This window comes from uncultured Brachyspira sp. (assembly GCF_910588665.1).
In the GTDB taxonomy this organism is placed as follows: domain Bacteria; phylum Spirochaetota; class Brachyspiria; order Brachyspirales; family Brachyspiraceae; genus Brachyspira.
On record NZ_CAJUPR010000007.1, the window covers coordinates 120594 to 135104 of the forward strand.

The window sequence follows — 14511 nt, forward strand, 5'->3', positions numbered from 1 at the left end:
CAGCGATAACTTTATCATCGTCTAAATCTTCGGGCAATTGCAAATCATCTATATCGGCGTTAACTTTATCATCGTCTAAATCTTCATGTAATTCCAAATTGTCTAAATCATCAATGGAGGGCAAATCATCATTCTCTGCAGGCATAGAATTTGCTATATGTTCATCTGTAAAAACTGATTTAAAACGATTATAATCATCTTGCGATATTTCTTTTGGAAGCGCTTTATTACCTATTAAAAAAGCAATACTTCCTAGTTTTTCTAAATCTTCTATTTTAGGCATATTTCAATCATCTAATATAAATTTTTTAGTTAACATATTACATTACAATAAGCTATAAAAATATGTCGTCTAAATTATCGGATAATAATAAAAGTACAATAGCATATTATTTAGAAGAAATTTCTATTTGTTTATTCAGCTTTAATATTTTTTCATGATTTCTTTTAGCTTCTTCGGCATTAATAGCTGTTTGATTTGATAATATGTCTATTTCTTTTTTTATCAAAGCAGTATCTATATCTTTTGGGTATAAAGCCGTTTCAACTAATACCCCTATAACATTATTTGTAACCTCCGCTATTCCATCTTCTACATACATATTAATAATATTATTGTTCTCGCTGTATATTTTAAGCTCTCCGTATCCTATTCTCACTATATAAGGACAATGATTAATATAAATAGAAACATACCCATTATATGACGGTATTTCTATATGATCTATTTTTATGGATCTTAAAATAGGACCGTTTCTGGTAATAACGGAACAAGTCAATGCTTTTTTATTTTTTTTAATATCGGCAGCCATTATAAAAACTCTCAGAATTAAATTATATTTTTATATTTTAAAACAAAAATTATAAATACTGATGAAATAATTAATAAAATTAAAAGCGTCAATGAAATAATAAATAAAAATTTTATTACTACTTTAAGAGAATTTATCTCTGAATATACATTTTGAAATTCTTTTTTTATTTTAGCTTCTATTTTATCAGTTATTTCCTTTTCTTTTTCGTCTATCTTATTATATAATTTTTTTGCTCTGTTTTCCATAGCTGTAGTTTTTACTAAATCTCCGACAACATTAACAGATGATAAAACAGTTAATATAACATTAATCCAACTCATAATTACCTCCTAATTATAAATCAATTATTTTTAGATATTATATTGTATATATATTCGTCAGGCTTAACTATTTCTCCTTTGTTATTTATGAAAGGGTGAACTGTATAACCTGTACAGTATAAAATTTTTTTATTTTCTTTGCTTCTTATTTCATATTTTAGCTTTAATGATGCATTTTTTAGTTTTTCTACATTAGTGTAAACTTCTATAACTTCATCATATTTTATAGAAACTTTATAGTCTACAAAAGCTTCTTTTACAGGCAGCATTATATTGTATTTTTCTTCCATATCCTTATAAGAAATACCTAATTCCCTTAAAAGTTCGGTTCTTCCTATTTCAAAATATCTTAAATAATTGGAATGATAAACAACTCCCATCTGATCCGTATCTGCATATATTACTCTTATTTCTGTTTTATTAATATGAGCCATAAATAAGTCCTCTTAAATCATATTTATATAAATATTAGTTTTCAAATTATATCATAATATATAAAAAATATAAAATATTTTATTTTTTATTATTGCCAGTTAAAATAATTAATATATCTTATATACATCAAAGAGAGAATTATTAAAGTTTAATATTCTCTTTTATATTATATAATATTTTATAATCATTCAGTAAATAAAAATATTAGTCTTATATTGATATTATATTAATTTTGTATATAATTTATTAGTATGAAGAATGGAAAAGTAATATTTCCGGGAACATTTGATCCCTTTACCTTAGGTCATTTAGATGTGCTTAATAGGCTTTCCAGTATTTTTAACAAAGTTTATATATTGCTGGCTGTTAATTTAGATAAATCTACAACTTTTTCTATAGAAGAGAGAATAGCAATGATTAAAAAAAGTATTGCAGATAATGATTGTATAGAAGTTGTATCAATAAACGGACTTGTTACGGATTTTATGAAAGAAAATGATATAAAAGTATTGGCTAGAGGTATAAGAGACAGCGAAGATTTATATTATGAATTAAAAATGGCTAGAACTAATAAGCTGTTATATCCTCAAATGGATACTATATTTTTACACACTTCAGAGCATTATGCCTATGTAAGTTCTTCATTAATAAAGCAAATATTAAAATTTAATGGTCCTATAGACGGATTAGTGCCTGAAGTTTTAATAGAAGATATTAAATCCAAGTTTATAAAATAAATATATTGATATTATATTAATTTTGTATATAATTAATCACTGTAAAAATTGAAGTTTATTTCTTATATTTTATTATAATTAAATTATATTTTTGTATTAAATAAGATTTATATATAATTCATTAATGAAATAAAAGTTAATAAAAAACTAGTATTGTTTAATAAAGATTATAATATGAAAAATTTTTATTTAGAAAATTACGGCTGTCAAATGAATAAGGCTGATTCAAATAGTTTAATTAATTCTCTTATGCAGGAAGGATTTATACAGACAGATAATTATGAAAATGCAGATAATATTATAGTAAATACCTGCAGTGTAAGAGCGCATGCCGAAGAGAGGGTTTTTTCAAGGGTTAAGCTTTTTAATGCAAACAGAAAAAAGAACAAAAAAGACGCCAAAATAATAATTATGGGCTGTATGGCTAAAACCTCAAAAGAACATCTTGAAAGTTTAGGAGCAGACATTATATTTGATGTTTATAATGAAGTTAATATAGTAGATTATTTAAAATACGAAGAGGTTTTTGCAAGAAAGTTTAACGGAGAGTATATATTTAATAAATCTTATACGGATAAAGATAAGCCTCATAAGGCATTTATACCTATATCGCATGGATGCAGCAATTGGTGTACATACTGCATAGTTCCGCATACAAGAGGCAGAATGGTAAGCAGAAAATCAAATGAAATATTAGAAGAATTAAGAAGATTGATAGATGAAGGAGCTAAAGAGATAACTCTGCTTGGTCAGAATGTTAATTCCTATGGTATTGACATAGAAAGCGAAATTAATTTTACGGAATTATTATACAGTATAGATAAAATTATTGATGAAAAAAATAAAGATAAAGTATGGGTAAGATTTTTAACTTCGCATCCTAAAGATTTTAATAAAGATTTAGCCGATGCTGTATGGAGTTTTAATAGTTTAGGCAAGCATATACATTTGCCTTTTCAAAGCGGTTCGGACAGAATATTAACCTTAATGAACAGAAAATATACAAAAGAAGAATATATAAAGAAAGTATCATATTTGAGGGATTATAAAGATGATTTCCCTATTTCAACTGATGTTATAGTAGGCTATGCAGATGAGACTGATGAAGAATATAATGATACATTAAAACTTCTTGAAAGTATTGGTTTTGAAGAGGCTTATCTTTATAAATATTCTGAAAGAGAGGGTTCTATAGCTTATAAAAATAAAATAAAATATGATAAAACATCTGGAGCAAAAAGACTTAGTAATTTAGTAAATTATCAAAGAGAATTATCTCAGAAATTGCTGTCAAAACAGGTAGGTAAAAAAACTTCCGTTATGATAGACAATACGGCAAAGGATAATATGCATTATTTATGCAGAAGCAAAGAAAATAGGATAATACTGATAAAAAAAGAAAAAGAGCTTAATATGGGTGATATTTTTGATGCTGAGATTACGGAAATAAAAAGCCATACATTAATAGGCAGTATTATTTAATGCATTATTAAAAGTATAAGGGCTTAATATATGACCTATTTGGAATACAGCTTTAATGAAAATAATAACAGAGATTCCGCAAGAAAGACATTGGAAAATATAATTTTTTCTATGGCTGAAAAGCATTATAATAAAAAAAATCTTATTATAGCAAGAGAAGAAAATAAAAAGCCGTATTTTAAAAATGAATATAATATACGCTTTAACGGAACTCATACATCGCTGTTATTTGTAGCTGTCATGACTGACGAGTATGAGGCTGGAATAGATGCTGAAAAGATAAGAAAAAGAGATTTTTTTTCTATAGCAAAAGAATATTTTTATAAAAGCGAAATAGAATATCTTAAAGCTTCCCGTAAATTAGAAATAGATTTTTTTACTATATGGACTCTTAAAGAAGCTTATATAAAAATGCTTGGAAAAACAGTATTTGATATAAAAAACTCTCCTGAAATCGATTTGACGGAAAGAGTTATAAAAAATGCGGATAATTTATTTTTTGCTTCATTTATTATTGACGGTTCTTATATAGTAAGCGTATGTTTTAATGCTAAAGATGAAATTAATTTGAATCTTCAGGATTTTAATTTAAATATTATATTTGCATATCCTGTATTGCCTATTATAAATATAAGCATATAAATTTTTTGCTATTGACTTTTTTAAATCTAGATTATAAAATTACAGTGCTTAGTAATATAATTGTGTTAATGCTAAGGAGTATATTTATGCTTAATAGAATATTTTTATTGGTAATATTATTTATTTTATCTTTAAGCAGTATTTTGTTGCCGCAGGATATATCTTTTAAAGTTACAGGAATATCGGGTTTGGCATTTATAGAAAAACCTGATATAAATAAATCATTAAGAGCTTTCAGAGGAAGCGAAGTACATAAAGAATACAGATTAAGAACAAGCAGTAATACTCAGGTTGATATTACTTTAACCAGAAGAGGAGATAAAGTAGGAAATATTGTTGTTCCTCAAAATACTATACTTCTAGTTAATTCTCCTCTATCAAAGGACGACGATAAAATTTCTATATCATTATTATCAGGATATATAGAAGTTCATATAGAAAAAGATATTGGCACTTTAGTTGAAATACATACCTCTACCACCAGCTCCATAGTAAGAGGAACCAGCTTTGAAGTCGCATTTGCGGAAGACGGATCCACTATAATTGTGCTTAAAGACGGTATTATAGATGTAGTTACAGATAATGATAAAACTGTTTTAAATCCCAAAGAGGCGTATATAAATACAATAGATGACTATTCTAAGGTTGTAAATCAAAATACAGACAGCGATCCTATAGTATTTTTAAATAGAGGCGAAGAGTCTTCAAGAGAAGATTATATTTATACTATAGAACATTTAATGTCTGCTATGGAGAATATACAAAACAGCGGCAGTAATGATTCTGTTTCATTAATGGATATGGAAAAAAGCGAAAATGAAATTAATAATCTTGAAATGAGGCATTACAGAATGATAGCTGCAAATGAGGGTTATTATAACACTATAGTAAAACTCATAAATTTATATCCTGATAAAAAAAATGAGATGGTTTCTTATGCCAGAAAATCATTTACATTGTATACATCTAATCAAAGGGCTATAGATAAAATGAGTTCTTCAGTTATGAGAACAAAAGAAAAATTTGACAGAATAAAGAAAAAATTTGATGAAAGAATAACATCTGAATAGTTTTTTATTTTTATACTTGACAAAATTTACTTAATGTAGTAATATATGATACTCATAGTATTGTAAAAAATAAAAATATATATAAATTGGAGATAACCGATAATGTATGCAATTGTAGAAGTAAAAGGCAAGCAATATAAGGTGGAAAAAGGTCAGGATATATTAGTTGAATATCTAGGCGATGAGGCTAAAGAAGCTCCGGAAATTAAAACACTTCTTTTAAAAAAAGATGATGAAAGCGTTTTGGTAGGAGCTCCTTATGTTGATGGCGTAAAAGTAAGTTCTAAAATAGTGGAAATGATGAAAGGCGATAAAGTTATAATAGGAAAACATAAAAGAAGAAAAGATTATAAAAGAAAAACAGGACACAGACATAAATATCATAAAATTACTATTGAAGATATATCTCTTTAATGGCTTCTTTTGTTAATATAATTTATGATAGTAATTCTGTTATAAAATGTATTATTGTTGAAGGGCATGCAGGTATTAAAAAGTCGGGCGAAGGTTATGAGGTTTGTATAGCTTTAAGCACTTTAACTCAGGCTATGTACAGAGCTTTGAATACTGTAATAGGAAGAAGATTTCTGAGATATAGAGTAAGCGGCGGGTCTTTAAGTTTGGAAATTATAAATTTTGATAAACTGGATATTAACAAAAAAAATGAATTAAAATCAGTTAGCAACGGATATTTGATAGGTATAAAATCTTTAATTAAAGAGTATCCTGATTATATAAAATATAAAGAGGAGTATAAAAATGGCACATAAAAAAGGCGGCGGAAGTTCAAAAAACGGACGCGATAGTCAGTCTAAGCGTTTAGGAGTTAAAGTTTACGGCGGACAAAAAGTTATATCAGGCAACATTATAGTCAGACAGAGGGGCACCAAATTTCATGCTGGAAAAAATGTTGATATAGGGCGCGATCATACTATATTCGCCACTGCTTCAGGTTATGTTAAGTTTCATACTAACAAATTCGGAAAGAAAACTATTTCAGTGATTGGAGAATAATTGAATAAAAAAGTAATTTTATTATCAAAAAATACATATCTCATCTGATTAATTGCATCAGCTGAGATATTTTTTTTATTTAGTGATTAATGATATAAATTTATAAGATTAAAAATATGATTAATAAAGAAGAGTTTAAAGAAATAAAAAATATAGAATCAAAATACTATATGAAACCGTTAATAAATAGACTTAATTGTTATGTCAAAAATAATAATTGGATATTAGCTTTTAATTATTTATATAATATTATTGTTGATTCTAAAGAGGATGTTGATAAATTACTAGAAAATAGAATAAAAAATAAAGAAATAAGGGATAAAAGTCAGGCTAAAAAATCTATAGCAGGGAATGCTTTTCAATCTATATTAATATATACATTTTTAAAGAATAAAGAAAATAATTTAATAAAAGATAATATTTTTATAACATCTAAAAAAATAAATTAACCTTTTTAAATAATTTATATACTATTAAGGTTGGTGAAGAGACGCAGAAACCTGATTGTGATATTATTATATATAAATTAGACAATAGTAATAAATTAAAATCATGTCTAATTTTATCATTAAAAACATCTTTAAGAGAAAGAGCAGGACAAACTTATAAGTGGAAATTATTAATGGAGATAGCAATGGATAATAATAGCATAAAAGATAAATATGAATTGCAATATGATCCTGTAATAAAACCTTATATAGGATTTGTTACAGTTAATTTTTACAATGAAATAAATAATCCTCAGCAAAGAGGTATGTTTAAATTTTTTGATAAAGTATTTATAGCTAAGCAATTAAATGATTATAGTTTTATATCTCCTCTGTCAAATATAGTAGATTTTATTAATGGTGATTTCTAATAATGTATAATTCTTTTTATAATAAAAAATACGATTTTAAAGAAATTACATATTCAAAATCATTCCCTAATTTACATAAATATCCTGCTGCAATGCTGCCTCAAATAGGTATAGAAATATTAAAAGAATTAAATATAAAAAATAATTCTAAACTATTGGATCCGTATTGCGGAAGCGGTTCATCATTTATAGCGGCATTAGAATCTAATATATTTGATTTTGAAGGATACGATTATAATCCATTAGCTATATTAATATGCAAAGTTAAATTTACTAAAGTTGATATAAATAAATTAATTAATGAATATAATACTATAAAAGATAAAATTTATAGTGAGAAATATTTTAATAGTATAAAAAATAAACTGGAATATTATATACCTAATTTCAAAAATATTGATTATTGGTATTCTGAAAATGTAAAAATAAAACTGGCATTAGTGCATTGTATTATTTCCGATATACAAAATAAAAATATAAAAAATTTTATATTACTTACATTTTTAGAGACAGTTAGAAGATTTTCTTATACTAGAAATAATGAATTTAAATTATATAGAATAAAAGAAGAAGATATATTATTTTTTGATGAAGATGTTTATACATATTTCTTAAATAGATTAACAAATAATATAAAATTTTATAAAAACTATTATTATAAATATTTCAATAATAAAATTAATGCAGTATTTCACAATAAAGCTTTTTCAGACAATAAAAAATATTTTAATATTGTACTAACTAGCCCGCCTTATGGAGATAGCAAAACTACAGTTGCATACGGACAATTTTCATTTTTTGCTAATATATGGTTAGGAATAGTGATGCTAGAAAAATAGACAATATGTTAATGGGCGGAAAAAATAAAAAACAATTGTTGGATGATTCTATTATATCAGAGCAGATTTATAATATTAATAAGATAGATATTAAAAGAGCTTTTGAAGTATCTTCATTTTATATAGATCTAAGAGACTCTGTTAAAACTGTTTCAAAAAATATTAATGACGGAGGTTATGCAATTTATGTGGTTGGAAATAGAATTGTAAGAAATGAGTATTTAAATACAGATAAATTTATTGCTGAAAGTTTTGAAAGAGAAGATTTTAAACATTTGTTTACATATAAAAGAATCATAAGTAATAAGAGAATGCCTTTAAAAAATTCCCCTACAAATATAAAAGGATTATTATCTAATACTATGACTGAAGAGTTTATAGTTGTGTTAAAGAAAACTTAGTTTGACATTTTATTTATTTTAGTATAATTTTTTAATATTAAATTTACAGGTTTTTATTATGCCGAATATTTCAAACAATACAGAAAAAACAAATGAATTATTATCCTGCGCTTTAGAGGGCGGATGTTCAGCAAAAATTCCTCCTGATTTGCTTGAAAAAGCTCTCTTACCTTTAATGCAGATTAAAACAGACTCAAATTTACTTTCTGATGTGGATATAGGAGATGATGCGGGAGTATATAAAATATCCGATGATAATGCATTGATATTTACCGTTGATTATTTTCCGCCCGTTATAGCAGACCCTTACGGTTTCGGTCAAATTGCCGCATGCAATTCTATAAGCGATATCTATGCTATGGGAGGAGAGCCTAAATTAGCATTGAATATTACAATGTTTCCAAAGGAAGATTCTTTAAATATATTGGCTGATATGCTGAAAGGAGGGCAGGATAAGGCTTCTGAGGCTGGCGTTTTAGTTGTGGGAGGACATACCATAACAGATACATCTGTAAAATACGGAATGGCTGTTATAGGTTTTGCAGACCCTAATAAAATTACTGCAAATTCGGCTGCCAAAGAAGGAGATATTATCATACTCACTAAAGCATTAGGCACTGGGGCTTGTCTTGCCGCTATGAGACAGGGACTTATAAAAGATTCCGATATAGAAGATGTTTTTAATTCTATGAAAACTTTAAATAAAAAAGCATGCTCTGTTATGAATAAATATAATATTAAATGCGCAACGGATATTACAGGATTCGGACTTATAGGACATGCATATAAAATGGCTATAGCAAGCAATGTCAGCATAGAGATTCAATTGTCTGCCTTGCCTTCATTTAATAAAACCTATGAAGTATTGGATATGGGCTGTATACCGGGAGCTGCTTTTACTAATATGCGTTATGCAGGGGATAATGTATTAACAGATAATGATATTGATTATAATTTAAAAATGCTTTCTTTTGATCCCCAGACTTCAGGAGGTTTATTTATATGTGCAAATAAAGATAATGCCGAAAATATATTAGCCGATTTATGGCGTGCAGGTATGGATTGTGCAGCTATTATTGGAGAGGTGAAAAAGAAAGAAAAAGAATATATACATTTGATAAAATAATTTTTTATACTAAAAATAAACTTTAGGAAAGTCATTTTCTGTTATTAATCCGTCTTTTATTAAAATAATTCTAAGTACATCTATATCGCTGTAAATATCTATTAATGAATCTATATTAAAATCTTCTATCATTTTTTTTAATCCGTAATTTATAATGCATACGGAGTTTTTTATATCTTTTTTTATTTTTTCTTTTTTAGATTCTTCCATATATTCATAGCTTACTTCAATATATTTATCAATCATTTTATTTATAGTCGGCATATAATAATCTATGATGGAATTATATATTTTTTTATAAGAATTATTATTGTATGTTTTTTTTAAAATAATATTTATTTTATTAATCATATCTTCAATTATTAATGTAAAATCCGAATCGTTTATTTTTAAAATATTATTTTTTATTTTTTTATAAAAATTCTCATTAGGATTTTTAGCATTATATTTTTCTTCTTTTTTTCTTTGCTTATTTTGTTTTTTTATATAAATATTATTTTTAATTATAAAAAATATAATTGATATTAAAAATAAGAATATAATTACAGAAATAAATTTAACGGATGCAAACCAAAACATAAAGGCAGAAAATGTCAGCAAAGATACCGATATAATTAAATTAATATTGCTGTAAAATAGTTTATGATATTTTTTCATAATTTTTACTATATTGTAAAAAAAAGTTTACTTTTATAATACGACAAAAATAAAAAAAGTCAATTATTTTTTTAATTATTTTAATATTTGTTTTATAATTCTATGGAAGTTTCCATGTTCTATTTTTTCTATTTCTTTATTATTAAATCCTGCTTCCTTTAATTTCATAATAATATCATAAGATTTAGAGGCATTGTCTAATCCTTTTACTGCAGGCGGAATATGCTCATCTTCAAAATATTCATTATAGTCAAAACCAAGTCCTATATGATTTACACCTATTTTATCGGCTATATATTTTATATGTTCAATGCCTTTTTCTATAGTCTGCATATCTTCATTTTTATGAACAAACTCTCTGTAAGAATTAAATCCTATAACTCCGTCAATATCTCTTATGGCTTTTAATTGATCGTCATTGAGATTTCTTGGGCTGCTGCATAATGTTTTTGCATTGGAATGCGATGCTATTATAGGCGCTGAAGTTGTTTTTATCACATCAAAAAAAGATTTTTCATTAAGATGAGATACATCTGCAATCATTCCTATATTCTGCATTTTCTTAATAGCCTTCCTTCCTAATGGAGTTAATCCTTTTTCTGAATCTCCTTTTACTCCTGAGGCAAGTTTATTTTCTTCATTCCAAGTAAGACTTGCATATCTTGCTCCGTATTCATAATATTCGTCTATTAGGTCAATATTATCGTCAATTGATATAAGTCCCTCAAATCCTATAAAAATATATAATTTATTTTCATTTTTAGCTTTTATAATATCATTATAATTTTTTGCTATTGATATAATGTCTTTGCAGTAATTTAATTCTATCCGTATAGAGTTTTGTATTTCTCTTACTCTTTCTAATGCTCTGCCGTAGTTTTTAGGTTCTGTCCATATAACAAATATTGCACCCTCAATTTTTCCTTTAATCAAGTTATCATAATGGTATTTTTTTATAATACTGTTCTCTCCTTTTGAAATTTTAGAATCAACATCAGTCCATATATCTGAATGAGCATCAAAAATCATATATTGTAGTCGCCTTATTATTTTTTATATTATATTTTTTTATTAAATAAAAACCCCTAGTAAATTTATATTTACTAGGGATTGAAATTTGTTATTTATTATTTAGCTGTATAAGCTACCATAGTCATCCAAGATAGAGGCTTATTATAGTGAGGAAGGAAGAAGAAGTCTGATAATGCAAACTGGTCAACAGTCATTGCGTTTTGTATAGCAAGAGAGAATGCATGTATAGCTTCGGAATGATTATGTTTAGAAGCAATTTGAGCACCTACCATGCGTCTTGTGTCTTCTTCATATACTATTTTAACTAATACATCTTCATAACTAGGCATAAATTCAGGTCTTTCAGCATCTTTAAAGAAATTAGATTTAACTTTTAATCCCTTTTTCTTAGCTGTTTCTTCGCACCAGCCTGTAGAAGCCATATTGTACCCAAATACGCATATAGCATTTGAACCCTGAGTACCGCAGTATTCAATATGTTTTCCTAAAACATTATTGGCCGCAACAATACCCATTCTTACTGCATTAGTAGCTAAAGCTATATATTCTTCTTTCCCTGAAGCTCTTGAATATACTGTAGCGCAGTCTCCTATGGCAAATACATTAGGATCTTTTGTGGATTTCATAGTAGTATCCACTTTAATGGCTCCGTTTGGCAAAACTTCTAGATAATCTTCATAAAGCTCGCTGTTAGGTTTGAAGCCTACAGACATAACCACCATATCAATATCATAAGAACCTTTGTCTGTAACAACTCTTCTTACTCTGTCATCGCCTTCAAATTTTTTAACAGTTTCGCCTAGATGTAATTTTATTCCTGCCTCTCTGATTCTTTTTTCGGCTTCATCTGTAATTTCTTTGTCGAAATAATTAGCCATAACTCTAGGCATAGATTCCATTAATGTAACATCTTTACCATGATTTTTGAATGCTTCTATAAGTTCAACACCTATATATCCTGCGCCTACTATCATAACTTTTTTTACATCAGGTTTAGCTATTTCATTAATAATATCCTGTCCCTGCTGGAATAATTTAGAGAAGAAAATACCGTTTTTAAGACCGTACTCTGTTCCTTCCTGTTTTAATCCCTCTATAGGAGGTGTTACAGGCCAAGAACCAGTTGCAAGAATAAGTTTATCATAATTATCATCAAACTCTTTTCCTGTTTTAAGTTCTTTAACAGTTAATTTTTTATTAGCCCAGTCTATTTTCATAACTTCATATCCCATATAAACATCAATACCTTCAGCTTTTAAACCTTCAGGACTGGCATAGAATAAACCTTTAGGATCTTTTACCACACCGCCAACCCAAAGGGCTATACCGCAGGCTAAGAAAGATATATTATAATTTCTGTCATAAGTTACCACCTGACAATTAGGATCTATAGCTTTTAATGTTTTCACAGCCCATGTACCTGCATGGTTGCATCCAATTACTATAACTTTCATAATAATTTAACCTCTTTTAATTTAAAAATTTAATTGGTATACATTATAATAGAAAATATATATTTAGTCAATAATATTATTTTTAATAAATTAGTTTTTTTACAGCATATTTATATGATAATATAACTAATTTAACTTTATATATATAATAAATAATATTAAATACTGTAAATATTATTTATTATATATATAAGTATATTTTATTTACTTTAATTCACAAATATTATTTAGGCTGTATATTTTTTGAGTTACAATATATTTGCAGTATTAAATTATAAATAATTGATTGATATTTATTTTTTTTTTGCTATATTTAAAAATAAAATTTATTTTTATGGGTTTTAGATTATGTTAAGATTTAATGAATATTTTTTGATGGAAGAAAAAGATGTACTATTTTATGTAAAAAACAAACTTAAATATTTCAATCAGGAAGATAATATTACATGCAAAGAAATAGGGGACGGAAATATAAATTATGTATATAGAGTAAGCAACGGCAAAGATTCTATAATATTAAAACAGGCTGGAGCTTATACCAGAAGCAATTCATCAGGAAGGATACTTGATATTAAAAGAAATAGCAGGGAGGCGGATATTTTATCATATTACGGAGATATACTTCCAGACTTGGCTCCTAAAATAATATATACAGATAGAGTTATGAAGCTGTTTGTAATGGAGGATTTGAAGGATTTTACCATACTTAGAGATGCTTTGATGAAAGGACAAATATATAATCATCTTCAGGAGCAGATAACAGACTTTATAGTTGAAAGCACATTAACAACTGCTGATTTTTTTGCGGATCCATTTGTAAAAAAAGATAATGTTAAAAAATATACAAATAAAGAGCTTTGCAAAATAACTGAGGAGCTTGTATTTAGAGAACCTTTTTTTAATGTATTAAATGAGAATATTTTTTCCGATGAATTAAGTACATTTATTAATGATAAATTATATAATAATAAAGATTTGCATCTTGAAGCTGCTAAATTAAAATATGAGTTTATGAATAATGCCCAGGCTTTGATACATGGAGATTTGCATACGGGATCCATATTTGTTAATGAAAATTATATTAAAGTTGCGGACTGCGAGTTTGCATTCTACGGACCTATAGGATATGATTTAGGCACTATAATCGCTAATTTTATATTTGCTTATGTTTATCATTTTAATGTTACTAAATATAAAAATTATATGTCTTTTCTTTTTGCTGTTATTAATGATATTCTGAGACTTTTTAAAAATAAATTCATATCTAAATTTATTAATGATATTAATGATATATCAGCAAAAAATGAAGATTTTATAGAGTATTATATGCTTGATGTGCTGAAAACATCATTCGGAATATGCGGGCTTGAAATATTAAGGAGAACTACAGGATGTGCCAGAGTAAAAGAAATAGAATCTATTGATGATGATGAAATTAGAAAAAATGTTGAATATACTCTTTTAAATATTGGTATAGAATGTATTATCAACAGAGACAGACTTCCCAATGAAGAGAAGTTTATGAAGTTTATAGATAATATTATTTTAAATATTGATTTCAGCAATATAAGCTCTTAAAGAAGTTATCAATTTTTATAATTTTATTATAACAGTATAAAGTTTTAGTA

At 26.4% G+C, this 14511-nt stretch carries 20 protein-coding genes and 1 pseudogene; 14 read left to right on the forward strand and 7 right to left on the reverse strand.

What is annotated here, in order from left to right:
• The 4 genes from QZ306_RS06885 to QZ306_RS06900 all read right to left on the reverse strand — a co-directional run.
• Positions 1-283: hypothetical protein (locus tag QZ306_RS06885; protein WP_295162440.1), on the reverse strand; the 283-nt coding region annotated here is incomplete at its 3' end.
• 106 nt (positions 284-389) lie between these two features.
• Positions 390-812, reverse strand: a complete 423-nt coding sequence (locus tag QZ306_RS06890; RefSeq protein WP_295162442.1) for a F0F1 ATP synthase subunit epsilon — start codon at positions 810-812, stop codon at positions 390-392.
• A 17-nt stretch (positions 813-829) separates the two neighbouring features.
• The gene (locus tag QZ306_RS06895; RefSeq protein ID WP_295162443.1) at positions 830-1135 is read right to left on the reverse strand and encodes a hypothetical protein; all 306 of its coding nucleotides are present in this window, start codon (positions 1133-1135) and stop codon (positions 830-832) included.
• 20 nt (positions 1136-1155) lie between these two features.
• Entirely contained in the window at positions 1156-1569 is a 414-nt protein-coding gene (locus QZ306_RS06900) for a thioesterase family protein (RefSeq protein ID WP_295162445.1), read from the reverse strand.
• Between the two features lie 252 nt (positions 1570-1821).
• On the opposite strand from QZ306_RS06900, the gene coaD reads away from it, so the two are divergent.
• The 13 genes and pseudogenes from coaD (at position 1822) to selD (ending at position 9740) form a co-directional block, all read left to right on the forward strand.
• Positions 1822-2307, forward strand: a complete 486-nt coding sequence (coaD, locus tag QZ306_RS06905; RefSeq protein WP_295162447.1) for a pantetheine-phosphate adenylyltransferase — start codon at positions 1822-1824, stop codon at positions 2305-2307.
• 174 nt (positions 2308-2481) lie between these two features.
• Positions 2482-3789 carry a tRNA (N6-isopentenyl adenosine(37)-C2)-methylthiotransferase MiaB gene (gene miaB / locus QZ306_RS06910; protein ID WP_295162449.1) on the forward strand — a complete coding sequence of 436 codons (1308 nt, stop codon included), beginning with the start codon at positions 2482-2484 and terminating at the stop codon, positions 3787-3789.
• 30 nt (positions 3790-3819) lie between these two features.
• The gene (locus tag QZ306_RS06915) at positions 3820-4431 is read left to right on the forward strand and encodes a 4'-phosphopantetheinyl transferase superfamily protein (RefSeq protein ID WP_295162451.1); all 612 of its coding nucleotides are present in this window, start codon (positions 3820-3822) and stop codon (positions 4429-4431) included.
• 86 nt (positions 4432-4517) lie between these two features.
• Positions 4518-5501, forward strand: a complete 984-nt coding sequence (locus tag QZ306_RS06920) for a FecR domain-containing protein (RefSeq protein WP_295162453.1) — start codon at positions 4518-4520, stop codon at positions 5499-5501.
• Positions 5502-5603: 102 nt separating this feature from the next.
• Complete coding sequence (gene rplU / locus QZ306_RS06925) at positions 5604-5915, forward strand: 50S ribosomal protein L21 (RefSeq protein WP_295162455.1); 312 nt, start codon at positions 5604-5606, stop codon at positions 5913-5915.
• A complete protein-coding gene (locus QZ306_RS06930; RefSeq protein WP_295162457.1) occupies positions 5915-6271 on the forward strand; it encodes a ribosomal-processing cysteine protease Prp in 357 nt (118 codons plus the stop codon). The genes rplU and QZ306_RS06930 overlap by 1 nt, the downstream gene beginning before the upstream one ends.
• Positions 6261-6515, forward strand: a complete 255-nt coding sequence (gene rpmA / locus QZ306_RS06935) for a 50S ribosomal protein L27 (protein ID WP_295162459.1) — start codon at positions 6261-6263, stop codon at positions 6513-6515. The genes QZ306_RS06930 and rpmA overlap by 11 nt, the downstream gene beginning before the upstream one ends.
• Before the next feature lie 116 nt (positions 6516-6631).
• Complete coding sequence (locus QZ306_RS06940) at positions 6632-6964, forward strand: hypothetical protein (protein WP_295162461.1); 333 nt, start codon at positions 6632-6634, stop codon at positions 6962-6964.
• 23 nt (positions 6965-6987) lie between these two features.
• Positions 6988-7113 (forward strand): annotated as a pseudogene (locus QZ306_RS06945) (BsaWI family type II restriction enzyme); the annotation flags it as partial.
• Positions 7114-7149: 36 nt separating this feature from the next.
• Positions 7150-7374: a hypothetical protein gene (locus QZ306_RS06950; protein ID WP_295162463.1), complete on the forward strand. Its 225-nt coding sequence runs from the start codon at positions 7150-7152 to the stop codon at positions 7372-7374.
• Between the two features lie 2 nt (positions 7375-7376).
• Positions 7377-8213: a hypothetical protein gene (locus QZ306_RS06955; protein WP_295162465.1), complete on the forward strand. Its 837-nt coding sequence runs from the start codon at positions 7377-7379 to the stop codon at positions 8211-8213.
• Positions 8183-8614 (forward strand): hypothetical protein, encoded by a 432-nt coding sequence (locus QZ306_RS06960; RefSeq protein ID WP_295162467.1) that lies wholly within the window; start codon positions 8183-8185, stop codon positions 8612-8614. Before QZ306_RS06955 ends, QZ306_RS06960 begins: the two co-directional genes overlap by 31 nt.
• Before the next feature lie 58 nt (positions 8615-8672).
• Entirely contained in the window at positions 8673-9740 is a 1068-nt protein-coding gene (selD, locus tag QZ306_RS06965) for a selenide, water dikinase SelD (RefSeq protein ID WP_295162469.1), read from the forward strand.
• Positions 9741-9749: 9 nt separating this feature from the next.
• Here the strand turns inward: selD and QZ306_RS06970 are convergent, their stop codons facing one another.
• The 3 genes from QZ306_RS06970 to QZ306_RS06980 all read right to left on the reverse strand — a co-directional run bounded on the left by QZ306_RS06970 (position 9750) and on the right by QZ306_RS06980 (position 12883).
• Positions 9750-10397, reverse strand: a complete 648-nt coding sequence (locus QZ306_RS06970) for a hypothetical protein (protein ID WP_295162470.1) — start codon at positions 10395-10397, stop codon at positions 9750-9752.
• A gap of 75 nt (positions 10398-10472) precedes the next feature.
• Complete coding sequence (locus QZ306_RS06975; protein ID WP_295162472.1) at positions 10473-11426, reverse strand: membrane dipeptidase; 954 nt, start codon at positions 11424-11426, stop codon at positions 10473-10475.
• A gap of 98 nt (positions 11427-11524) precedes the next feature.
• Positions 11525-12883 carry an FAD-dependent oxidoreductase gene (locus tag QZ306_RS06980; RefSeq protein WP_295162473.1) on the reverse strand — a complete coding sequence of 453 codons (1359 nt, stop codon included), beginning with the start codon at positions 12881-12883 and terminating at the stop codon, positions 11525-11527.
• Positions 12884-13231: 348 nt separating this feature from the next.
• On the opposite strand from QZ306_RS06980, the gene mtnK reads away from it, so the two are divergent.
• Positions 13232-14461: an S-methyl-5-thioribose kinase gene (gene mtnK, locus QZ306_RS06985; protein ID WP_295162476.1), complete on the forward strand. Its 1230-nt coding sequence runs from the start codon at positions 13232-13234 to the stop codon at positions 14459-14461.
• The last annotated feature ends 50 nt before the right edge of the window (positions 14462-14511 follow it).

What these genes read in the sequence shown, in the direction of transcription:
- QZ306_RS06890 (WP_295162442.1), bottom strand. Translation starts at nt 812, where the DNA reads ATGGCTGCCGATATTAAAAAAAATAAAAAAGCATTGACTTGTTCCGTT.
- QZ306_RS06895 (WP_295162443.1), bottom strand. Translation starts at nt 1,135, where the DNA reads ATGAGTTGGATTAATGTTATATTAACTGTTTTATCATCTGTTAATGTT.
- QZ306_RS06900 (WP_295162445.1), bottom strand. Translation starts at nt 1,569, where the DNA reads ATGGCTCATATTAATAAAACAGAAATAAGAGTAATATATGCAGATACG.
- coaD (WP_295162447.1), top strand. Translation starts at nt 1,822, where the DNA reads ATGAAGAATGGAAAAGTAATATTTCCGGGAACATTTGATCCCTTTACC.
- miaB (WP_295162449.1), top strand. Translation starts at nt 2,482, where the DNA reads ATGAAAAATTTTTATTTAGAAAATTACGGCTGTCAAATGAATAAGGCT.
- QZ306_RS06915 (WP_295162451.1), top strand. Translation starts at nt 3,820, where the DNA reads ATGACCTATTTGGAATACAGCTTTAATGAAAATAATAACAGAGATTCC.
- QZ306_RS06920 (WP_295162453.1), top strand. Translation starts at nt 4,518, where the DNA reads ATGCTTAATAGAATATTTTTATTGGTAATATTATTTATTTTATCTTTA.
- rplU (WP_295162455.1), top strand. Translation starts at nt 5,604, where the DNA reads ATGTATGCAATTGTAGAAGTAAAAGGCAAGCAATATAAGGTGGAAAAA.
- QZ306_RS06930 (WP_295162457.1), top strand. Translation starts at nt 5,915, where the DNA reads ATGGCTTCTTTTGTTAATATAATTTATGATAGTAATTCTGTTATAAAA.
- rpmA (WP_295162459.1), top strand. Translation starts at nt 6,261, where the DNA reads ATGGCACATAAAAAAGGCGGCGGAAGTTCAAAAAACGGACGCGATAGT.
- QZ306_RS06940 (WP_295162461.1), top strand. Translation starts at nt 6,632, where the DNA reads ATGATTAATAAAGAAGAGTTTAAAGAAATAAAAAATATAGAATCAAAA.
- QZ306_RS06950 (WP_295162463.1), top strand. Translation starts at nt 7,150, where the DNA reads ATGGATAATAATAGCATAAAAGATAAATATGAATTGCAATATGATCCT.
- QZ306_RS06955 (WP_295162465.1), top strand. Translation starts at nt 7,377, where the DNA reads ATGTATAATTCTTTTTATAATAAAAAATACGATTTTAAAGAAATTACA.
- QZ306_RS06960 (WP_295162467.1), top strand. Translation starts at nt 8,183, where the DNA reads ATGGTTAGGAATAGTGATGCTAGAAAAATAGACAATATGTTAATGGGC.
- selD (WP_295162469.1), top strand. Translation starts at nt 8,673, where the DNA reads ATGCCGAATATTTCAAACAATACAGAAAAAACAAATGAATTATTATCC.
- QZ306_RS06970 (WP_295162470.1), bottom strand. Translation starts at nt 10,397, where the DNA reads ATGAAAAAATATCATAAACTATTTTACAGCAATATTAATTTAATTATA.
- QZ306_RS06975 (WP_295162472.1), bottom strand. Translation starts at nt 11,426, where the DNA reads ATGATTTTTGATGCTCATTCAGATATATGGACTGATGTTGATTCTAAA.
- QZ306_RS06980 (WP_295162473.1), bottom strand. Translation starts at nt 12,883, where the DNA reads ATGAAAGTTATAGTAATTGGATGCAACCATGCAGGTACATGGGCTGTG.
- mtnK (WP_295162476.1), top strand. Translation starts at nt 13,232, where the DNA reads ATGTTAAGATTTAATGAATATTTTTTGATGGAAGAAAAAGATGTACTA.